Source organism: Pseudomonas sp. NPDC088885 (assembly GCF_044750025.1).
Lineage (GTDB): Bacteria > Pseudomonadota > Gammaproteobacteria > Pseudomonadales > Pseudomonadaceae > Aquipseudomonas > Aquipseudomonas rustica.
Map to the genome: position 1 here is coordinate 36,264 of NZ_JBIVJB010000008.1, position 18,647 is coordinate 54,910.

An 18,647-nucleotide genomic window follows, 5' to 3' on the forward strand; every position below is an offset into this window, starting at 1 on the left:
GGCTGGCCTGCCACGAACATTTGTCCGCGATGCCGGAAGGGCTGCCATCCCCTTAGCCAAAACAGGTGACGCTCACGAACGATGAGCGCGCCTTTGTGATCGGAGCAGATCATGAATAACAACAACAACGAAAAAAGCCTTAGCAGCATTGAAACAAACGGGGTCGAACAGATCCCGGATCATGAGCGCGACGCCCGACCCAGCGACCTGTTTCGCTTGATCTTCGGCGGCGCCAATACCTTCGCCACCGCCGTGCTCGGCAGTTTCCCGGTGCTGTTCGGTCTGTCTTTTCAGGCCGGCGTCTGGGCGATTGTGCTGGGCGTAGTGGTCGGTGCGCTGATCCTTGCGCCGATGGGCCTGTTCGGCCCGCTCAACGGCACCAACAATGCTGTGTCATCGGGTGCGCATTTCGGTGTGCACGGGCGGATCGTCGGCTCGTTCCTGTCGTTGTTGACGGCGATCGCGTTCTTCTCACTGTCGGTGTGGAGTTCGGGTGACGCGCTGGTCGGTGGTGCCAAACGGCTGATCGGCCTGCCGGAAACCGACCTGACCCTGGGTCTGGCCTACGGCTTGTTCGCGTTGCTGGTACTCACCGTGTGCATCTACGGCTTCCGCATCATGCTGTGGGTCAACCGCATTGCGGTGTGGGCCGCGAGCCTGTTGTTCCTGCTCGGCATTTTCGCCTTTGCCCCCGCCTTCGACAGCCAGTACGCCGGCAGCGTGGCCCTCGGTCAGGCAGGTTTCTGGGCGGCGTTTATCGGCGCCGCGCTGGTGGCGATGAGCAACCCGATTTCCTTCGGCGCCTTCCTCGGCGACTGGTCACGCTACATCCCGCGCACAACCCCGAAAGCCCAGATCATGCTGGCGGTGATCGCGGCACAGTTGGCAACCCTGATTCCGTTTTTGTTCGGCCTGACCACCGCGACCATCGTCGCGATCAAGGCGCCGGACTACATCGCGGCGAACAACTATGTCGGTGGTTTGCTGGCGGTGTCGCCGAGCTGGTTCTTCCTGCCGGTGTGTCTGATTGCGGTGATCGGCGGCATGTCCACCGGCACCACGTCGCTGTATGGCACCGGGCTGGACATGTCCAGCGTGTTCCCGCGCGTGCTGTCGCGGGTGAAAGCGACGCTGCTGATCGGCGTGCTGTCGATTGCCTTCATCTTCATCGGTCGCTTTGCGGCGAACCTGGTGCAGAGCGTGTCGACCTTCGCCGTGCTGATCATCACCTGCACCACGCCATGGATGGTGATCATGATCATCGGCCTGTTGGTACGTCGCGGTTTCTACTGCCCGGATGACCTGCAAGTGTTCACGCGCGGCGAACAGGGCGGACGCTACTGGTTCAACCACGGCTGGAACTGGCGCGGTCTGGGCGCGTGGATCCCGAGCGCGGCGGTCGGCCTGTGCTTCGTCAATCTGCCGGGGCAGTTCGTTGGCCCGCTGGGCGAAATGGCCGGCGGCATCGACATCAGCTTGCCGGTGACCCTGGGCCTGGCTTCGGTGGTGTACCTGACGCTGCTGAGCCTGTTCCCGGAACCGCGGGAAGTGTTCGGCCCGAAGGATGCACGGAGCCAAGGCGCGGAGTCGCCGGTTAAAGCGGCAATGCGACAAGCCGCCTGATTTACGCATGAACCGTAGGAGCAAGGCTTGCCCGCGAAGAACGATAACGCGGTCAGCCTGCTTGACCCTGGCGCGCCCATCGCGGGCAAGCCTTGCTCCTACAGGTTTGGTTTCTGTTTCACCATAAAAAAGACAATCGGAGACACGCCATCATGGCTTTGGATTTATTCGTCGTCCTCATCTACGCAGCCGGCATGCTTTTGCTCGGCTATTTCGGCATGCGCAAGGCCAAGACCAACGAGGACTTTCTGGTCGCCGGTCGTAACCTCGGCCCAAGCCTGTACATGGGCACCATGGCCGCTACCGTGCTCGGTGGTGCGTCCACCGTCGGCACCGTTCGCCTCGGCTACGTGCACGGCATCTCCGGTTTCTGGCTGTGCGCCGCGCTGGGTTGCGGGATTCTCGCGCTGAACCTGTTTCTGGCCAAACCGCTGCTGAAGCTGAAGATCTACACCGTTACCCAAGTGCTGGAAAAGCGCTACAACCCGATGGCCCGCTCGGCCTCCGCGCTGATCATGCTGGCCTACGCACTGATGATCGGCGTGACCTCGATCCTCGCGATCGGCACCGTCCTGCAAGTGCTGTTCGACCTGCCGTTCTGGATCTCGGTACTGGTCGGTGGTGGCGTAGTGGTGATCTACTCGGCGATCGGCGGCATGTGGTCGCTGACCCTGACCGACATCGTCCAGTTCATCATCAAGACCGTCGGCCTGATGTTCATCCTGTTGCCGATCTGCCTGTACCGCGTGGGCGGTTGGGACGAGCTGGTGCTGAAGTTGCCGGCCACCGCGTTCAACTTCACCACGATCGGTTGGGACACGATCATCACCTACTTCATGATCTACTTCTTCGGCATTCTGATCGGTCAGGACATCTGGCAACGGGTGTTCACCGTCAAAAACGAAAAAGTCGCCAAGTACGCCGGCAGCGCCGCCGGCATCTACTGCATCATCTACGGCCTGGCCTGCGCCCTGATCGGCATGGCGGCACACGTGCTGATTCCCGATCTGTCCAACGTCAACAACGCCTTCGCCGCCATCGTCAAACTGTCGCTGCCGGACGGCATCCGGGGTCTGGTGATCGCTGCCGCACTGGCCGCCATGATGTCCACCGCCAGCGCCGGCCTGCTCGCCGCTGCCACCACCATCACCGAAGACCTGCTGCCGAAACTGCGCGGCGGTAAACAATCGAGCCTGGGCATCAACCGCCTGTTCACCCTGCTGACCGGTGTTGTGGTGCTGGGTATCGCTCTGGTGGTGAACGATGTGATCAGCGCGCTGACCCTCGCTTACAACCTGTTGGTGGGCGGCATGTTGATCCCGTTGATCGGGGCGATCTTCTGGAAACGCGCAACCACCGCCGGCGCCATCGCCAGCATGGGCCTGGGTTTCGCCACCGCCCTGTTGTTCATGATCAAGGACGGCCTCGATGCCAACACGCCGATCTACTACAGCCTGGCTGTGGGCCTGATCAGTTTTGTGGTGGTCAGCCTGGTCTCCCCTCGCCCGGCAACCGTGGCGAGCGCGATCTAAGCTTGATGTAACGACTTGATGCTTTCTTCGACGGGTGTGGCGTCGGTTGCCACACCCGTTTTTTTCGTCTGTAGAAAAGTGCTGATGAAGATGCTTCACTCAAGCAGAACAACGACTAGAAAAAACTGCCATGAGAAGAGCTGCCGTGCGTGCCGCCGTGCACCGGTTCATCCGCCGTCTGCTGGAGAACCACGACTTCAACGACCACACCAGCCTGGTGCAATTGGGGTTGGAAAAAGCCGATATCGAGGATTTGATCTTTCATCTGGAAGATGAATTCGGACTGACGGCATTCACCGCCGAAGAAGACCGCATGCTCAAGACCGCGAAGACCGCGAATGACTTGAGCCGGTTTTTAATAGAGATTGGACGGCATTGAAAGCAAAAGATCGCAGCCTTCGGCAGCTCCTACACTGATCCATGTAGGAGCTGCCGAAGGCTGCGATCTCTTGATCCTTAAAGAGGCACTTACCGCCGGCGCGGCTGGCGGCGACGCTGCTCGTCATCGGTGCGGATCGGCACAGGTTGCAGAGGCGGTTCGATCAAGCCGAGGGCAACACCCAAGTCGTGCAGCCAGTTTTGAATTTTCTCTTTCATCGTCATGCCCCCTTCAGGGTGGTGCTGAGCGACCGGAATTCTGAGGCCGCTTCGCACTGATAATAGTCCGAAGTCCTACGCAATGCTCGGCGAAATCCGCAATGATCTGTTACTGAATGGAACAGAATCTGCAGCCATTGGTTCAAGCCGTTTCTCGCACATCCGCCGAAGCCGCGGGATAGACAGCCTGCAGCACTTCTATCCACGCATTCGGATTGGCCCCGGCCCTGCTTTTGGCCAGATGAGCCATGTTGTCGCACCCCCTGAATGCTCGGCCAGCGGCTACTGACCCAGCGCTTTGCGCAGACGCCGACGTACCCACTGCTCGGCGCTGACGAAGGTGATGCCGAGCAACACCAGCACGGCGCCGATGATGAAGTTCAGGCTCAGCTCTTCGCCGAGCAGAATCACGCCGAAGGTCACGCCGAACAGCGGCGTCATAAACGAAAACACCGCGAGATTGGCCGCCAGATACCGACGCAACAGCCAGAACCACACCAGGTAACTGAAAAACGACACCACCAGCCCTTGGAACAGCACGCTGGCCACCGCCACGGGGGTCAGGTTGACGTGAGTGATCTGGCCGCTGAACAGCGCGATCAACAGCAGGCCGACGAAACCGACCATCAATTGATAGAACAGGGTCAACGTAACAGGCGCGTCAGACAGACGCGAGGCACGCACGACCACGGTAGTCGCGCCCCAGCAGGCACCGGCCAGAATCCCGAAGAAGTCACCGAGCAGCATGCTCCGGTCAAGGTTGTCCCACGACACGCCGCCGGCGAAGGCAATCGCGATGCCGATGAAGGCGAGCAGAATCCCCAGCCATTGCAGCGGCCTTAGACGCTCGCTCGCCAGCAGAAAATGCACGCCCAGCGCGGTAAAGATCGGCGCGGTGTAGAGGAATACCGACATGTGCGCTGCGGTGGTCAGTTGCAGGCCTTCGGAGATAAAGAAGAATTCCAGACCGAACAACCCACCGGCGAGCAAACCGCCGCGCCAGGTGTTGCCGACCTGATCCCAACCACCCTTCCAGCAGATCAACAATCCTACAAGCAACGCAGAAATGCCTGACCGCCCCGCGGCCTGCATCACCGGCGCGATGTCCGGCGCAGCCCATTTGATCATGACTTGCTGCACGCCCCAGATCAGGCACAGGCCGATCATCACTTGCAGGGCAAACCGGTCGGCATTGCGCCGCTCGACACTCACCGCAACACCTCGAACACACACAACATGGCAGGCCATCCAATGGTCAGAAAACAGTGTTGGGGATTATCAATGAGTCGAGGGGAAAAAGGCGTCTGGAAAAGACATTTGTTTCTTCTGTAGCGTCAGCGGTGAATGGCCGTCGGCTGCGCCGCCATTCGCGAGCAAGCTCGCTCCCACAATGGCAACGCATTTCAAATGTGGGAGCGGGCTTGCTCGCGAAGAGGCCGGCAACAACATCGCACATTACGGATCAGACCTGCCCATACCGCCTCACGACCAAATACCCAACCGCACAAGCCACAGCCGTCGCCACCATCCCCCACACCCAATCCATCAACGTCACCTGCACCGACCACCCACGTAACGTCGCCCAATTCGTCAGGTCATACGTCCCGTACGCCACCAACCCCAACAACGCCCCCCTCTTCACCGCCCACTGCCAACTCAGCGCGGGCAACACCACAAACACCACGCAGCCAAAAACATACAGGCAATAAAAAACCGCGGCCGGTAACAGCAGCGGTTTTTCCAGCATCAGCGAACCGAGCAGTTCGCGGTAGGTCGGCGCCATCAACAGCCCCAGCCAGATGCCGTCGAGCAGAAGAAACGTCAGCAGCGTGGCGACGTAGGCAATCAGCGATCTTTTCATCACACTACCCTCAATGTAGGAGCCGCCGCAGGCTGCGATCTTTTGACCTTGAAGATCAACAGATCGCAGCCTGCGGCAGCTCCTACATGGGGCTGGCGTGGGCTCAGGTTAGTTCAATGCGATCGGCATGAATAACGATCTTGCCTTCCTTGTACAGCGAACCGATGGCCTTCTTGAAGTTGCCTTTGCTGACGCCGAACAGGCTGCTGATCAGCGCCGGATCGCTCTTGTCGCTGACCGGCAGCGTGCCGTCGTTGTCGCGCAACTTGGCGAGAATCTTCGAGTTGAGGCTGCTCGCTGCTTCCTGACCCACCGGTTGCAGGCTCAGGGCGATCTTGCCGTCGGCGCGCACTTCCTTGATGTAGCCCTTCTCGCTCATGCCGGCACGCATGAACTTGAAGATTTCGTTCTTGTGGATCAAACCCCAGTGCTTGTTGTTGATGATCGCCTTGAAACCCATGTCGGTGGCTTCGGCAACCAGCAGATCAACTTCCTGGCCCTGGCTGTAATTGGCCGGGGTTTTGTCGAGGTAGCGATCCAGGCGCGCGGTGGCGGTGATGCGGCGGGTGTGCTTGTCGAGGTAGACGTGCACCACGCAGTACTCGCCGGCGGTCATCTGGCGCTTTTCTTCGGAATACGGCAGCAACAGATCCTTCGGCAGCCCCCAATCGAGGAACACACCGATGCTGTTGACTTCAACAACTTTCAGACTGGCAAATTCGCCGACCTGAACTTTTGGTTTCTCTGTGGTAGCGAGAAGTTTGTCTTCGCTGTCCAGATAAACAAAAACGTTGAGCCAATCTTCATCTTCGCTGGGAATATCTTTAGGGATATAACGGTTGGGCAAAAGAATCTCGCCGTCCGCACCGCCGTCCAGATATAAACCGAAGTTAGTGTGTTTAACCACTTGCAAACTGTTGTAACGCCCGACTAAAGCCATTTCCAGAACCCTCATTACGTGGGCGGCATTCTACCCGTTTTTGCCGCGAACGTTCGCCGGCAGATCCTCGGTTTCGGCTAAAACTGCGCCACGCCTTGATTTTCCTTGATCGCCGACGAGCGAGGTGCCGCTCGTCAGTCTGCCAGCGAGGGTTTCAGCCGCGACATAATGTCCCGCCAAACAGCAATGATCTTATTTAAAACAGCAGGTTAGCTGGATATTCCAATTAATTAACCGCGAATAATGCAGCACCGCACTGGGTTATTCCCGGGGATATTTACCAAGCAATTGTCAAGTAATTACTGTACGATGCCTGGCCGAGTTACTTTTCTACAGGTTAATGGCCGCCATGCGTGTAAAAGCATCCAACAGCAAAGCAAAGCCAGCTCCAGCCGTTGAAACCAGCGAATCGATCAACGATCAAATCGCAGCGTTCCTCAAGTCCGGCGGCGAGATCCAGCAAATTGCCAAAGGCGTCAGTGGCCAGACGTTCGGCCCGTCCAAGCAGATCAGCCTGGGCAAGAAGTAACACCCGGTTTTACACCCGTCCAGAGGCGCTTTGAGCTTCGAAGCGCCTGGACTGGCACCGCGCAACACCCTCCCCGTTTTAAACAAACCAAACAGCAAATATTCAGAAATCGACGAACGGCCTTCAATGCCGAGCATTCGCCGGTATCCTTGCACGCGTCTAGATCAAGCGTTTCAGCAGGCCCGCCGTCCTGCGCTCGCTGTTCATGGAGTGACGCATGCGCACATCTTCCTGTTTATTGCTTGTAGGCCTGCTCGCGGCAACGACTGCGCACGCGCAGATTTTCCAGCGTGAACTCGGTGATTTCGACCTCAAGCTCGGCACCACACCCAGCCGCAGCATGGCGCAGGGCCTGGTCAAACCGGCGGCGGTCGGTTCGTTCCACGGCGGTCTCGATCTGAGCCACGACAGTGGCCTTTACGTCGGTCAGTACGCACCGAGCATGGGCATCTCGCCGGGCAAGAACCTTGAAATCGACTCCTACGTCGGCTTTAAACAACCATTCGATCAGTTGCTCGGCTACGAAGTCGGGATGATTCATTACAGCTATCCGAAGGTCGACACCCTCGACAGCCAGGAAGTGTTCGGCGGTCTGACCCTGCTCGGCAGCCGCTTCGGCATCGCGCTGAGCAACGACCCGGATAAACAGAACAACACCCTTTTCGCCGACCTTGGCGGCAACCAGCCGTTCGGCATCGGCGTCAGCATGAAATACACCACCCACCAGTTGAACTCGCCAGTAGCGGTGGACGGCGGCTACGTCAGCAGTTTCACCGATTGGTCGGTGAAATTTTCCCGCCCGGTCATGGGCGTCGATCTCGACCTCATCTACAGCAACTCCAGCCTCAGCGGCAGCGATTGCTCGGCCTATTCCGGCCACAACAGCCAGTGCGACGGCCTCGTCACGCTCAAGGCCGAACGCGCCTTCTATTGATCGGCTGAACTGCCGGGCTCATTCTGCGTTCACATAAACATCAGACCCTCAGGCTGGCCATCGCAAGGATTCGCCCATGTCTCGCTGGTTCAAGCACATTGCCGCGCTATTGATGTTCACCCTCGCCCTCGGCGCCTGCAGCCGCGTCGGCCTGGCCTATCGCAACCTCGACGTGATCATTCCGTGGACGCTCGGCGACTACGTCGACATGAACGGCGAGCAGAAAGACTGGTTCAACGAGCGCCTCAAGGAACACCTGAACTGGCACTGCACCACGCAGTTGCCGGGTTACCTCGACTGGCTGGATCGCTTGCAAACCATGGTCGAGACCAATCAGGTCACCGACGCCGCCCTGCAGGCGCGCACCGCCGAAGCCAAGCAAGCCATCGCCGAAACCGCGAAAGAGATCACCCCGTCGGCCATCGAATTGCTGCAAGGTCTGGACGACAAGCAAGTGGCGGAGATGAATGAAGCGTTCGCCAAGGACTTGCGCAAACGCCAGCAGGATTACGTCAATCCGCCGCTGGCCCAGCAGATCAAGGAACGTGGCGAGCGCATGACCAAACGTCTAAACGACTGGCTCGGCCCGCTCAGCGCCACCCAAGAACAGCGCGTAATGGCCTGGACTAACGCTCTCGGCGATCAGAACACCCAGTGGATCGCCAACCGCGCGCATTGGCAAAAGCAGTTCAGTGCCGCCGTGGCGCAACGCAAGAGTGCAGAATTCCCACAGCGGATCGAGACGCTTCTGGTGAATCGCGAGAGCTTATGGACAGCGGATTACCGCAAGGCCTACGCCGATACCGAAGCCCAGGCGCGCTCGTTGTTCGTGGATTTGATGGCGGAGAGCACGCCGCAGCAGCGCCAGCGCTTATTGAAAAAGATCGAAGGGGTACGCAAAGACTTCAACGACCTCAAATGCCTGAAGGCCGCACAAAAATCCTTGTAGGAGCAGAGCTTGCTCGCGAAAGCGGTCTGTCATTCAACAATAATGTTGGGGCTGACGACGCCTTCGCGAGCAAGCTCGGCTCCTACAGGATCGCGGTCAACCTTTAGGCGATCTGGGCTTTCGAGGCGACTTCATCAAACGTCGCTTCATCCAGCGCATCGGGCTGTTCATCCAGCACCTGACGCGGGTGGTCATTGCCGGGAATGCTGCTGTCGATCAGGCTCAGCAAGCTCGAACCGCGCGGGGTCAGAGAAAAATTGTTGCCGGTGCTGCCCTCCTCATCCGGACGCGGCTGGATAAAACCGCGCAAAAGCAACAGCCGTTCATAGTCGCAGGCCACCGTTTTCAGGTGATCCAGATTCTCGATCGGCTCGCCGGCGCTGGCTTTCTCCGCCGCGTAATCCTCAGCGTAGGCGCGAGGGGCGAAGCTGTGGCCGGCGCTGTTTTGCACTTCGTGCAGCAAGCGTTCAATCAAATCCCAGTTATAAGTCGTCATCCTGATTCAACCTCCGGTGCGCATGATTTGGGGCGCGTACCTAGGTTGTGACCGGAGCCTGACGCAGCCGTTCAGCTGTATTTCCTTCAGCGACCGACCGGCGGTCTGTCGATTTCCCGGCGGGCTGAACGACTAGTCTGAAACAGACGGTTTCAACCCCGCAGGAGAAATCATCATGAACGTTGAGAACCATCCGGTGGTGTCGCGTGACGCATGGCTCGCCGCCCGCAAACAACATTTAGAACACGAAAAAGCCTTCACCAAAGAGCGCGATCGCCTCAGCGCTGAACGCCGCGCCTTGCCTTGGGTGAAAGTCGACAAGGACTACCACTTCCAGGGCTCGAACGGCGAATTGAAGCTGGCTGACCTGTTTGGCGACCACAGCCAATTGGTCGTCTACCACTTCATGTTCGCCAAGGATTGGGAGGAAGGCTGCCAGGGCTGCTCGTTCCTCAGCGACCACATCGACGGCGCCAACCAGCATTTGGCCCATCACGATATCGCCGTGGTTGCGGTGTCCCACGCACCGTTTAACCAGTTTCAAGACTTCAAAAAACGCTTGGGCTGGGAGTTTGACTGGGTATCGTCAGAGGGCTGCGACTTCAATTATGACTTCGGCGTATGCGCCCGTGCCGAGGATGTTGCCGCCGGAAAGGCTACGTACAACTACGAAAAAACTGACAGCGCAGAGGAAGAAATGCCCGGGCTGAGCGTGTTTTACAAGGACAACGCCGGAAACATCTTCCACACCTATTCGACATACGCCCGAGGTCTGGACATGCTGGTCGGCGCCTACAACTACCTCGACCTGACGCCGAAGGGCCGCAATGAAGACGAGATCATGGAGTGGGTGCGGCATCATGATCGGTATGAAGGCGCGACAAAATCCAGCTGCTGCCACGGCAACTGATCGCCCTTTGTGGGAGTGAGCCTGCTCGCGAAAGCGTCGGGTCAGCCACCATGAATAGTGCCTGACATACCGCTTTCGCGAGCAAGCTCGCTCCCACAGGTTCGCACACAGGTTCTGCCACAGTTTCTGAACTTTTCGCAGGCTTTGCCCCTCAACCGGTTAACCCGCCTTAACCGGAACTGAGGCCTGCCCCCATGAAAACCCTGATCAAGCTCACCCTCGCCGCCACCCTTGCCTGCGCCCTGCCCGTCTGGGCCTGCACGCCTGAGGAGGCGACCGCCAAACGTGAACAACTGGCCAAAGAGGTCACCAAGCTCACTGAACAGAATCCGGCCAAGGCCAAAGAGATCAACGCCGAGTTGCAGAAAATGGATCTGGGCACGGCCAGCGCGGATCTGCCGGACAAGTGCCAGTTGATTGATCAGCGCTTGAAAGAGCTGGGTACGGCGGAGAAGAAGGCTGAAGGCTAAAGCGAAGATCGCAGCCTTCGGCAGCTCCTACAGAGGGGCGAAAAAAAACCCGGACATTGTCCGGGTTTTTTCTGTGCGCCTGAAAAGTCTTACTCAGCCGCTGGCTCTGCCGGCTTGCGGCGCTTGAGCGGGGCCATGCCGTCGCTGCTCACCAACGAGTCCGGCTTCGGACGGTTGGCGCTCTTGCGCTTGGTCGGCGTCTTCGCGGCGGTTTTTTTCTTGTCGCCCTTGGCGTCAGTCTTTTTCTTCTTCACGCCGACGGCTTTGCCCGAGGCCTTGACCTTTTTCGGCCCGCCGTAGGTGCCTTTGACTTCCTTGACGGTGCGGCGCTCGAAGCTCTGCTTCAAGTAGCGTTCGATGCTCGACATCAGGTTCCAGTCGCCGTGGCAGATCAGCGAGATCGCCAGGCCGTCGTTACCGGCACGACCAGTACGACCGATGCGGTGCACGTACTCGTCGCCGCTGCGGGGCATGTCGAAGTTGATCACCATGTCCAGACCATCAACGTCCAGACCACGGGCCGCCACGTCGGTGGCCACGAGGATCTTCACGCCGCCCTGCTTCAGACGGTCGATCGCCAGTTTGCGATCTTTCTGGTCTTTCTCGCCGTGCAGCACGAACGCTTTGTATTCCTGAGCCACGAGGCGGCCGTAGATGCGGTCGGCCATGGCGCGGGTGTTGGTGAAGATGATTGCCTTCTGATAGGTCTCGTTGGCCAGCAGCCAGTTCACAATCTGCTCTTTGTGCTGATTGTGGTCGGCGGTGATGATCTGCTGACGGGTGGTCGAGTTCAGCTGGCTGACCGCGTTGAGCTGCAAGTGCTCAGGGTTGTTCAGCACTTTGGCGATCATTTCGCGCAGGCCGGAACCACCGGTGGTAGCCGAGAACAGCATGGTTTGCTGACGGTTCGTGCATTCGTCGACCAGACGCTGAACGTCTTCGGAGAAGCCCATGTCGAGCATGCGGTCGGCTTCGTCGAGCACCAGCACTTCGACTTCTTTCAAATCGAGGTTGCCGGCGTTGAGTTGCTCGATCATGCGGCCCGGGGTGCCGATGAGGATGTCCGGCACTTTGCGCAGCATCGCGGCCTGTACCTTGAAGTCTTCACCGCCAGTGATCAGGCCGGATTTGATGAAGGTGAACTGCGAGAAACGCTCAACTTCCTTCAGGGTTTGCTGGGCCAGCTCGCGAGTCGGCAGCAGGATCAGCGTCTTGATGCTGACGCGAACCTTGGCCGGGCCGATCAGGCGATTGAGGATCGGCAGAACGAAAGCGGCAGTTTTGCCGCTACCGGTTTGCGCAGTCACCCGCAAATCACGCCCTTGGAGCGCCAGCGGGATGGCCGCGGCTTGCACAGGCGTTGGCTCGACAAATTTCAGCTCGGCCACAGCTTTAAGCAGGCGTTCGTGCAGGGCGAATTGGGAAAACACGGGTGCTACCTCGAAGATATGCAAAAAAACAGCTGCATAGGTTACCGGTTTCGAGCGCTCAGGCCGAGTTTCTTTATGCAAACGGCAGCAATCAGTGGTTTTTTTGTTGCCTGATTTGTCTCCAAACGTAATACCTGGCGTCTTAAATGCTCTAATCGGCCATCGCGTCTTACAGAAGAATCGTTTCACTTATGGATATCAAACAGCTCTGGCTCAACGCCCAAGACCTCTGGGGCACCCTCGAACAGCATCCGGTCCTGCAAGCCAGCCTGGCGCTGATGCTGCTGTTGGTGATCGCGTTGGTACTCGGACGAGTGGCGCGCTACCTGATCCTGCACGCCAGCCGCATGCTCGGTCGCCAGCCGGCGTTTCACTGGATCAACGATTTACGCCACAACAAAGTATTTCAGCGCCTGGCGCAGATCACCCCGTCGCTGGTGATCCAGTTCGGCCTGCACCTGGTGCCGGAACTGAGCAAAACCGCGATGAACTTCCTCGGCAACGTCGCGCTGGCGTTCACCATCCTGTTTTTGCTGCTGACCATCAGCGCGCTGCTCAATGCCCTGCTCGACATCTATGCGCGCACCGAACACGCCCGTACGCGCTCGATCAAAGGCTACGTGCAACTGGCGAAAATGGTTCTGTACGTGTTTGGCGGGATCATCATCGTCGCCACCCTGATCGACCGCTCGCCGCTGTTGCTGCTCTCCGGTCTCGGTGCGATGTCGGCGGTGATTCTGTTGGTCTACAAAGACACGCTGCTGTCGTTCGTCGCCAGCGTGCAGCTGACCAGCAACGACATGCTGCGGGTTGGCGACTGGATCGAAATGCCGCAAGTCGGCGCCGATGGCGATGTGGTCGATATCACTTTGCACACGGTCAAGGTGCAGAATTTCGACAAGACCATTGTGTCGATCCCGACGTGGCGCTTGATGTCCGAGTCGTTCAAGAACTGGCGTGGCATGCAGCAATCCGGCGGACGGCGGATCAAACGCAGCCTGTTCATCGACGCCAGCGGCGTGCGGTTCATCCGCGATGACGAGGAAGAAAAGCTCTCGCAGGTGCATTTGCTCACCGATTACATGAGCCGCAAGAAAGCCGAGCTCAAGGCGTGGAACGAGGCGCAGGGCAATGTCGCGGCGATGTCGGCCAACCGCCGCCGCATGACCAATATCGGCACGTTCCGCGCGTATGCGTTGGCGTATCTGAAGAGTCATCCGGAGATTCAACCGAACATGACCTGCATGGTGCGGCAGATGCAGACCACGGCGCAGGGCATTCCGCTGGAGATCTACTGCTTCACCCGCACCACGGCGTGGGCGGATTACGAGCGGATTCAGGGGGATATTTTTGATTATCTGCTGGCGGTGTTGCCGGAGTTCGGGTTGAGTCTGTATCAGCAGCCGAGTGGCGGGGATTTGCGCTCTGGCCTGCTGCCAGCGGTGCTCGGCTCGGCGAGCATCCCCGAGCCACAAAAACACCTTATGTAACGCACAGACCAAAACTGTGGGAGCGGGCTTGCTCGCGAAGGCGTCAGATCAGTCGACATAATCGTTGAATGACACACCGCTTTCGCGAGCAAGCCCGCTCCCACAGGGGACAGTTTTCAATCAGGGGTTATGCGGTGGCTGGTGATTTGCGGATGCCCAGGCGGCTGATCCACACGGCAGCAAGGATGACGCTACCCCCCAGGAACAACCGCCCCAGCTCCTCATGCTGATTCCAGATCAGCAGATTCAGCAGCAATCCCACCGGCACATGCAGGTTGTTCATCACCGCCAACGTGCCGCCATTGACCATGCACGCGCCCTTGTTCCACCAGTACATGCCCAGCGCGGTCGAGACCAGTCCGAGAAACAGCAACACACCCCACTGCAATGGCGCTTCCGGCAGAAAATTCGCTTTGCCGAACAACAAGAACGCTGGCAGCACCACCGCCAGTGCGCCGACGTAGAAGAAGCCGAACCGTCGGTAATGCGGCAAATCACTCGGGTGCTTGGCCACCAGATGTTTGTACATCACCTGCCCGGCGGCGTAGGTGAAGTTGGCCAATTGCAGCAGCAGGAAGCCCATGAAGAAGTCCGGGCTGATGCTGTCGAAACGAATCACCGCCGCCCCACTCACCGCCACCAGTGCGGCGATCAGCGCCCACGGGTTGAAGCGACGGTTCAGCGCGTCTTCGATCAACGTCACGTGCAACGGCGTGAGGATGGTGAACAGCAACACTTCCGGCACCGTCAGCACGCGGAAGCTCAGGTACAGACAGACGTAGGTCACACCGAACTGCAACGCACCGATCATCAGCATGCCGCGCATGAACGACGGTTCGACCGAGCGCCAGCGCGTCAGCGGGATGAACACCAGCCCGGCCAGCACCACGCGCACCAGCACGGCGAAGTAACTGTCGACATGACCGGCCAGATACTCGCCAATCAGACTGAAGGAAAACGCCTGGATCAGCGTGACAAAAAGTAGATAGCCCATGCTCGCCTCGGTTTTGAATGGCGGCGACGATAGCGGTTTTCGATTCTGCAACCAACACAAATCCCCTGTAGGAGCCGAGCTTGCTCGCGAAGGCGGCATGTCAGGCGACAACGATATCGACTGATCCACCGCTTTCGCGAGCAAGCTCGGCTCCTACAGAAGAGCAATGAGAAATCCCGGGCAAAAAAAAGCCCGATCTCGCCTATGCGTTCAATCGGGCTACAGCACTCAGGAGCAACAAGTGCAAAGGGAGGTTCGATGCGCGTGGAACCTTGAAGGGGTTGCGCCAGGTCACTAGACCATCCAGAGATTATCTGGCGATTAACCTGTCAAGCGACCTGGGACAATTTGGCGTTGGCCTGATTCAAGCCCTTCTCCTGGAAGTCGCCGCCAAGGTTCATGCCTTCGGCGTGGATAAAGGTCACGTCGTTAATACCGATGAAACCCATGACCTGACGCAGGTACGGTTCCTGATGATCCGCCGGGCCGCCGGCGTAGATGCCGCCGCGAGCGGTCAGCACGTACGCACGCTTGCCGCTGAGCAGGCCTTGCGGGCCGGTTTCGGTGTACTTGAAAGTCACGCCGGCACGCAGCACGTGGTCGAGCCAGGCCTTGAGGGTGCTCGGGATGGCGAAGTTGTACATCGGCGCAGCCATGACCAGCACGTCAGCGGCGAGCAGTTCATCAGTCAATTCATTGGAGCGATCCAGCGATGATTGTTCGCTGGCGTTGCGCTGTTCGGCAGGCTTCATCCAGCCACCCAACAGGTTGGCGTCCAGATGCGGTACCGGGTTCACGGCGAGGTCACGCACGGTGATCTGATCGGCAGGGTGTGCAGCTTTCCACTGGCTGATGAAGGTCTGGGTCAGTTGACGGGACACCGAGTCTTGCTGGCGGGCGCTGCTTTCAATGATCAGAACGCTGGACATGTTGTGTAGCCTCCATCCGAGAATGTTGTAAGTCGATGGAGTGAAGGTTAAACAGAGTTGAATCGATGAAAAAGCGCAAATAATTGCTGCAAAGTATCGAATAATTCGTTTAGATGCTGACACCTACCCTGTAGGAGTGAGCCTGCTCGCGATGGCGTAGTGTCAGGCACCATTAATTCATCTGACACACCGCTATCGCGAGCAGGCTCACTCCTACAAGGGATCCGGGGTTATTTCGGGACGCAGGTCAGTTTGATGCGCAACTTGATGATCGAGCGGGTGAACTTGGCCGTGGCGTTTTTATGTTTGCCGGCCGGGACATCGATGCTGCGGGTGCGCGGCGCCTCGGGGCCGTTGCTGAAGACGGCCTTGCACGTCGCATCGACATCGCCGTAGTTGGCGACCCGGATGGAGCCGATGTCGTTGTCGGTGTCGTAGGTTTCGTAGTCGATCTTCAAACCGTTGAGATCCTTTTCCACGTCGATCGGGTACGCGAACGCCGTCAGCGGCAGCAGCGCCAGCAACACACAACAGAATTTTTTCATTCGGCAGTCTCCATGAGGGATCGCCAGCTTAGGACAAGAGGAGCTATTGATGAAAGCGCCCCGCGTGACCCTGGATCAATGGCGAACATTGCAGGCCGTGGTCGACCATGGCGGATTTGCCCAGGCCGCCGAGGCCCTGCACCGCTCGCAGTCGTCGGTGAGTTACACCGTCGCGCGCATGCAGGATCAACTCGGCGTGCCGCTGTTGCGCATCGACGGGCGCAAAGCCGTGCTCACCGAAGCCGGCGGCGTGTTGCTGCGCCGTTCGCGGCAATTGGTGAAACAGGCCAGCCAACTCGAAGACCTCGCCCATCACATGGAACAAGGCTGGGAAGCGGAAGTGCGGCTGGTGGTCGACGCCGCTTACCCGAGTGCGCGCATCGTCCGCGCACTGACCGCGTTCATGCCGCAAAGCCGTGGCTGCCGCGTGCGTCTGCGTGAGGAAGTGTTGTCGGGTGTGGAAGAAGTCCTGCTCGAAGGCGTGGCCGATCTGGCCATCACCGGCCTGAGCATTCCCGGCCACCTCGGGGCGGAATTGAGCGACGTCGAGTTCATTGCCGTCGCCCACCCCGATCACCCGCTGCACCGGCTCAATCGCGAACTGAGTTTTCAGGATCTCGAAACGCAAATGCAAGTGGTGATCCGCGACTCCGGCCGCCAGCAACCCCGCGATGTCGGCTGGCTCGGCGCCGAACAGCGTTGGACGGTCGGCAGCCTCGCCACCGCCGCGACATTTGTCAGCAGCGGTCTGGGTTTTGCCTGGTTGCCTCGGCACATGATTGAACGAGAACTCAAGGATGGCTCGCTCAAGCTGCTACCGTTGGACAGGGGCGGCACCCGCAACTCCAGCTTCTATCTGTATTCGAACAAAGACAAACCCCTGGGCCCGGCGACGCAAATCCTCATCGAACTGCTGCGCACCTTCGATACGTTGCCTTTGGATGCGCCGTACGCCGCCCCTGAACAAGCCTGACACGGAGTCCACCGATGGCGTATTTCGAGCACGAAGGTTGCAACCTGCACTACGAGGAATATAGCCACGGTACGCCGTTGCTGCTGGTTCACGGGCTCGGTTCGAGCACGCTGGACTGGGAAATGCAGATCCCCGCACTCGCCGCGCACTACCGGGTGATCGTTCCGGATGTTCGCGGCCACGGCCGTTCGGACAAACCCCGTGAGCGCTACAGCATCGCCGGTTTCAGCGCTGACCTCCTCGCGCTGATCGAACATTTGAACCTCGGCCCGGTGCATTACGCCGGGCTGTCCATGGGCGGCATGATCGGTTTTCAGTTCGCCGTCGATCACCCGCAATTGCTCAAGAGTCTGACCATCGTCAACAGCGCGCCCGAAGTGAAATTGCGCAGCCGTGATGACTATTGGCAGTGGTTCAAACGCTGGAGTCTGATGCGCGTGCTCAGCCTCGAAACCATCGGCAAAGCCCTCGGCGGCAAACTTTTTCCCAAGCCGGAACAGGCCGATCTGCGGCAGAAAATGGCCGAACGCTGGGCAAAAAACGACAAACGTGCTTATCTCGCCAGCTTCGATGCGATTGTCGGTTGGGGCGTTCAGGAACGACTTTCCCGCGTGACCTGTCCAACCCTCATCGTCAGCGCCGACCGTGATTACACACCCGTCGCGCTGAAAGAAACCTATGTAAAACTGCTGCCTGATGCGCGGCTGGTGGTGATCGACGATTCGCGCCACGCCACCCCGCTCGACCAACCGCAACGCTTCAATCAAACGCTGCTGGAGTTTCTCGCCACAGCCGACCTTCAATCTCAGGATCACTGACCCATGCTGAAAAAACTCGCCCTCGCCGCCGGTACCGTTCTGTTTGCCGCCAACCTGATGGCAGCAACGCCAGCCAAGGCGCCACACGTGCTGCTGGACACCACCAACGGCCAGATCGAAATCGAGCTGGATCCGGTCAAGGCGCCGATCAGTACCAAGAACTTCCTTGAGTACGTCGACAGCGGCTTCTACACCAACACCATTTTCCACCGCGTGATTCCGGGCTTCATGGCTCAGGGCGGCGGGTTCACCCAACAAATGCAACAGAAAGACACCAAGGCACCGATCAAGAACGAAGCCAGCAATGGCCTGCACAACGTTCGCGGCACGCTGTCGATGGCGCGCACTTCCAACCCGGATTCGGCCACCAGCCAGTTCTTCATCAACGTGGCTGACAACGCCTTCCTCGACCCGGGCCGTGACGCCGGTTACGCGGTATTCGCCAAAGTGGTCAAGGGCATGGACGTGGTCGACATCATCGTCAACTCGCAGACCACCACTAAAAGCGGCATGCAAAACGTGCCTGTCGACCCTGTGATCATCAAGTCGGCCAAGCGCATCGACTAAGTTCTGCAGGGCATATCGAGCGGCGCCGGGCTGATCCCGCGCCGCTCACACTGATAAAAG

21 protein-coding genes are annotated in these 18,647 nt (G+C 58.9%); 12 read left to right on the forward strand and 9 right to left on the reverse strand.

Annotated elements, in window-relative coordinates; translation table 11 throughout:
* Positions 1 to 111: 111 nt before the first annotated feature.
* The 3 genes from ACIP1X_RS06935 to ACIP1X_RS06945 all read left to right on the forward strand — a co-directional run bounded on the left by ACIP1X_RS06935 (position 112) and on the right by ACIP1X_RS06945 (position 3,534).
* Complete coding sequence (locus tag ACIP1X_RS06935; RefSeq protein ID WP_400750581.1) at positions 112 to 1,623, forward strand: purine-cytosine permease family protein; 1,512 nt, start codon at positions 112 to 114, stop codon at positions 1,621 to 1,623.
* Positions 1,624 to 1,775: 152 nt separating this feature from the next.
* Entirely contained in the window at positions 1,776 to 3,155 is a 1,380-nt protein-coding gene (locus tag ACIP1X_RS06940; RefSeq protein ID WP_212550532.1) for a sodium:solute symporter, read from the forward strand.
* A gap of 130 nt (positions 3,156 to 3,285) precedes the next feature.
* On the forward strand, positions 3,286 to 3,534 hold the full coding sequence (locus ACIP1X_RS06945) for an acyl carrier protein (protein ID WP_159814647.1): 249 nt from the start codon (positions 3,286 to 3,288) through the stop codon (positions 3,532 to 3,534).
* An 89-nt stretch (positions 3,535 to 3,623) separates the two neighbouring features.
* Here the strand turns inward: ACIP1X_RS06945 and ACIP1X_RS06950 are convergent, their stop codons facing one another.
* The 4 genes from ACIP1X_RS06950 to ACIP1X_RS06965 all read right to left on the reverse strand — a co-directional run bounded on the left by ACIP1X_RS06950 (position 3,624) and on the right by ACIP1X_RS06965 (position 6,553).
* Complete coding sequence (locus ACIP1X_RS06950; protein WP_003184145.1) at positions 3,624 to 3,752, reverse strand: PA1414 family protein; 129 nt, start codon at positions 3,750 to 3,752, stop codon at positions 3,624 to 3,626.
* 282 nt (positions 3,753 to 4,034) lie between these two features.
* Positions 4,035 to 4,964 carry a DMT family transporter gene (locus tag ACIP1X_RS06955; protein ID WP_400750584.1) on the reverse strand — a complete coding sequence of 310 codons (930 nt, stop codon included), beginning with the start codon at positions 4,962 to 4,964 and terminating at the stop codon, positions 4,035 to 4,037.
* Between the two features lie 250 nt (positions 4,965 to 5,214).
* The gene (locus tag ACIP1X_RS06960; protein WP_400750587.1) at positions 5,215 to 5,613 is read right to left on the reverse strand and encodes a DUF2177 family protein; all 399 of its coding nucleotides are present in this window, start codon (positions 5,611 to 5,613) and stop codon (positions 5,215 to 5,217) included.
* 103 nt (positions 5,614 to 5,716) lie between these two features.
* The gene (locus ACIP1X_RS06965) at positions 5,717 to 6,553 is read right to left on the reverse strand and encodes a S1 RNA-binding domain-containing protein (protein ID WP_053118186.1); all 837 of its coding nucleotides are present in this window, start codon (positions 6,551 to 6,553) and stop codon (positions 5,717 to 5,719) included.
* A 340-nt stretch (positions 6,554 to 6,893) separates the two neighbouring features.
* On the opposite strand from ACIP1X_RS06965, the gene ACIP1X_RS06970 reads away from it, so the two are divergent.
* From ACIP1X_RS06970 to ACIP1X_RS06980, 3 genes are all read left to right on the forward strand, one after another.
* Positions 6,894 to 7,082: a hypothetical protein gene (locus ACIP1X_RS06970; RefSeq protein ID WP_016702300.1), complete on the forward strand. Its 189-nt coding sequence runs from the start codon at positions 6,894 to 6,896 to the stop codon at positions 7,080 to 7,082.
* 217 nt (positions 7,083 to 7,299) lie between these two features.
* Positions 7,300 to 8,016 (forward strand): TorF family putative porin, encoded by a 717-nt coding sequence (locus tag ACIP1X_RS06975; protein WP_053118184.1) that lies wholly within the window; start codon positions 7,300 to 7,302, stop codon positions 8,014 to 8,016.
* A 76-nt stretch (positions 8,017 to 8,092) separates the two neighbouring features.
* On the forward strand, positions 8,093 to 8,965 hold the full coding sequence (locus tag ACIP1X_RS06980) for a DUF6279 family lipoprotein (RefSeq protein ID WP_400750590.1): 873 nt from the start codon (positions 8,093 to 8,095) through the stop codon (positions 8,963 to 8,965).
* A 103-nt stretch (positions 8,966 to 9,068) separates the two neighbouring features.
* Here ACIP1X_RS06980 and ACIP1X_RS06985 read toward each other — a convergent pair whose 3' ends face one another.
* The gene (locus tag ACIP1X_RS06985) at positions 9,069 to 9,461 is read right to left on the reverse strand and encodes a transcriptional regulator (protein ID WP_400649156.1); all 393 of its coding nucleotides are present in this window, start codon (positions 9,459 to 9,461) and stop codon (positions 9,069 to 9,071) included.
* Between the two features lie 175 nt (positions 9,462 to 9,636).
* Between ACIP1X_RS06985 and ACIP1X_RS06990 the strand changes: the two genes are divergently transcribed.
* Positions 9,637 to 10,371 carry a DUF899 domain-containing protein gene (locus ACIP1X_RS06990; protein WP_400750593.1) on the forward strand — a complete coding sequence of 245 codons (735 nt, stop codon included), beginning with the start codon at positions 9,637 to 9,639 and terminating at the stop codon, positions 10,369 to 10,371.
* Positions 10,372 to 10,565: 194 nt separating this feature from the next.
* The gene (locus tag ACIP1X_RS06995) at positions 10,566 to 10,841 is read left to right on the forward strand and encodes a hypothetical protein (protein WP_053118177.1); all 276 of its coding nucleotides are present in this window, start codon (positions 10,566 to 10,568) and stop codon (positions 10,839 to 10,841) included.
* A gap of 89 nt (positions 10,842 to 10,930) precedes the next feature.
* Here ACIP1X_RS06995 and ACIP1X_RS07000 read toward each other — a convergent pair whose 3' ends face one another.
* Positions 10,931 to 12,271 carry a DEAD/DEAH box helicase gene (locus ACIP1X_RS07000; protein WP_053118174.1) on the reverse strand — a complete coding sequence of 447 codons (1,341 nt, stop codon included), beginning with the start codon at positions 12,269 to 12,271 and terminating at the stop codon, positions 10,931 to 10,933.
* Between the two features lie 191 nt (positions 12,272 to 12,462).
* On the opposite strand from ACIP1X_RS07000, the gene ACIP1X_RS07005 reads away from it, so the two are divergent.
* Positions 12,463 to 13,761, forward strand: coding sequence for a mechanosensitive ion channel family protein (locus ACIP1X_RS07005; protein WP_400750596.1), 1,299 nt, complete (start codon positions 12,463 to 12,465; stop codon positions 13,759 to 13,761).
* Positions 13,762 to 13,888: 127 nt separating this feature from the next.
* Here ACIP1X_RS07005 and ACIP1X_RS07010 read toward each other — a convergent pair whose 3' ends face one another.
* The 3 genes from ACIP1X_RS07010 to ACIP1X_RS07020 all read right to left on the reverse strand — a co-directional run bounded on the left by ACIP1X_RS07010 (position 13,889) and on the right by ACIP1X_RS07020 (position 16,229).
* Positions 13,889 to 14,755, reverse strand: coding sequence for a carboxylate/amino acid/amine transporter (locus ACIP1X_RS07010; RefSeq protein ID WP_159814652.1), 867 nt, complete (start codon positions 14,753 to 14,755; stop codon positions 13,889 to 13,891).
* 329 nt (positions 14,756 to 15,084) lie between these two features.
* On the reverse strand, positions 15,085 to 15,684 hold the full coding sequence (locus ACIP1X_RS07015) for an FMN-dependent NADH-azoreductase (protein ID WP_400750599.1): 600 nt from the start codon (positions 15,682 to 15,684) through the stop codon (positions 15,085 to 15,087).
* A 230-nt stretch (positions 15,685 to 15,914) separates the two neighbouring features.
* The gene (locus tag ACIP1X_RS07020) at positions 15,915 to 16,229 is read right to left on the reverse strand and encodes a hypothetical protein (protein WP_053118166.1); all 315 of its coding nucleotides are present in this window, start codon (positions 16,227 to 16,229) and stop codon (positions 15,915 to 15,917) included.
* Between the two features lie 49 nt (positions 16,230 to 16,278).
* Here ACIP1X_RS07020 and ACIP1X_RS07025 point away from each other — a divergent pair, with 49 nt between their 5' ends.
* The 3 genes from ACIP1X_RS07025 to ACIP1X_RS07035 are packed head-to-tail and all read left to right on the forward strand — an operon-like array spanning position 16,279 to position 18,587.
* Positions 16,279 to 17,202 carry a LysR family transcriptional regulator gene (locus ACIP1X_RS07025; RefSeq protein ID WP_008086429.1) on the forward strand — a complete coding sequence of 308 codons (924 nt, stop codon included), beginning with the start codon at positions 16,279 to 16,281 and terminating at the stop codon, positions 17,200 to 17,202.
* A 14-nt stretch (positions 17,203 to 17,216) separates the two neighbouring features.
* Positions 17,217 to 18,020: an alpha/beta fold hydrolase gene (locus tag ACIP1X_RS07030; protein ID WP_400750602.1), complete on the forward strand. Its 804-nt coding sequence runs from the start codon at positions 17,217 to 17,219 to the stop codon at positions 18,018 to 18,020.
* A gap of 3 nt (positions 18,021 to 18,023) precedes the next feature.
* Entirely contained in the window at positions 18,024 to 18,587 is a 564-nt protein-coding gene (locus tag ACIP1X_RS07035) for a peptidylprolyl isomerase (protein WP_053118162.1), read from the forward strand.
* The last annotated feature ends 60 nt before the right edge of the window (positions 18,588 to 18,647 follow it).

What these genes read in the sequence shown, in the direction of transcription:
- ACIP1X_RS06935 (WP_400750581.1), top strand. Translation starts at nt 112, where the DNA reads ATGAATAACAACAACAACGAAAAAAGCCTTAGCAGCATTGAAACAAAC.
- ACIP1X_RS06940 (WP_212550532.1), top strand. Translation starts at nt 1,776, where the DNA reads ATGGCTTTGGATTTATTCGTCGTCCTCATCTACGCAGCCGGCATGCTT.
- ACIP1X_RS06945 (WP_159814647.1), top strand. Translation starts at nt 3,286, where the DNA reads ATGAGAAGAGCTGCCGTGCGTGCCGCCGTGCACCGGTTCATCCGCCGT.
- ACIP1X_RS06950 (WP_003184145.1), bottom strand. Translation starts at nt 3,752, where the DNA reads ATGAAAGAGAAAATTCAAAACTGGCTGCACGACTTGGGTGTTGCCCTC.
- ACIP1X_RS06960 (WP_400750587.1), bottom strand. Translation starts at nt 5,613, where the DNA reads ATGAAAAGATCGCTGATTGCCTACGTCGCCACGCTGCTGACGTTTCTT.
- ACIP1X_RS06965 (WP_053118186.1), bottom strand. Translation starts at nt 6,553, where the DNA reads ATGGCTTTAGTCGGGCGTTACAACAGTTTGCAAGTGGTTAAACACACT.
- ACIP1X_RS06970 (WP_016702300.1), top strand. Translation starts at nt 6,894, where the DNA reads ATGGCCGCCATGCGTGTAAAAGCATCCAACAGCAAAGCAAAGCCAGCT.
- ACIP1X_RS06975 (WP_053118184.1), top strand. Translation starts at nt 7,300, where the DNA reads ATGCGCACATCTTCCTGTTTATTGCTTGTAGGCCTGCTCGCGGCAACG.
- ACIP1X_RS06980 (WP_400750590.1), top strand. Translation starts at nt 8,093, where the DNA reads ATGTCTCGCTGGTTCAAGCACATTGCCGCGCTATTGATGTTCACCCTC.
- ACIP1X_RS06985 (WP_400649156.1), bottom strand. Translation starts at nt 9,461, where the DNA reads ATGACGACTTATAACTGGGATTTGATTGAACGCTTGCTGCACGAAGTG.
- ACIP1X_RS06990 (WP_400750593.1), top strand. Translation starts at nt 9,637, where the DNA reads ATGAACGTTGAGAACCATCCGGTGGTGTCGCGTGACGCATGGCTCGCC.
- ACIP1X_RS06995 (WP_053118177.1), top strand. Translation starts at nt 10,566, where the DNA reads ATGAAAACCCTGATCAAGCTCACCCTCGCCGCCACCCTTGCCTGCGCC.
- ACIP1X_RS07005 (WP_400750596.1), top strand. Translation starts at nt 12,463, where the DNA reads ATGGATATCAAACAGCTCTGGCTCAACGCCCAAGACCTCTGGGGCACC.
- ACIP1X_RS07010 (WP_159814652.1), bottom strand. Translation starts at nt 14,755, where the DNA reads ATGGGCTATCTACTTTTTGTCACGCTGATCCAGGCGTTTTCCTTCAGT.
- ACIP1X_RS07015 (WP_400750599.1), bottom strand. Translation starts at nt 15,684, where the DNA reads ATGTCCAGCGTTCTGATCATTGAAAGCAGCGCCCGCCAGCAAGACTCG.
- ACIP1X_RS07020 (WP_053118166.1), bottom strand. Translation starts at nt 16,229, where the DNA reads ATGAAAAAATTCTGTTGTGTGTTGCTGGCGCTGCTGCCGCTGACGGCG.
- ACIP1X_RS07025 (WP_008086429.1), top strand. Translation starts at nt 16,279, where the DNA reads ATGAAAGCGCCCCGCGTGACCCTGGATCAATGGCGAACATTGCAGGCC.
- ACIP1X_RS07030 (WP_400750602.1), top strand. Translation starts at nt 17,217, where the DNA reads ATGGCGTATTTCGAGCACGAAGGTTGCAACCTGCACTACGAGGAATAT.
- ACIP1X_RS07035 (WP_053118162.1), top strand. Translation starts at nt 18,024, where the DNA reads ATGCTGAAAAAACTCGCCCTCGCCGCCGGTACCGTTCTGTTTGCCGCC.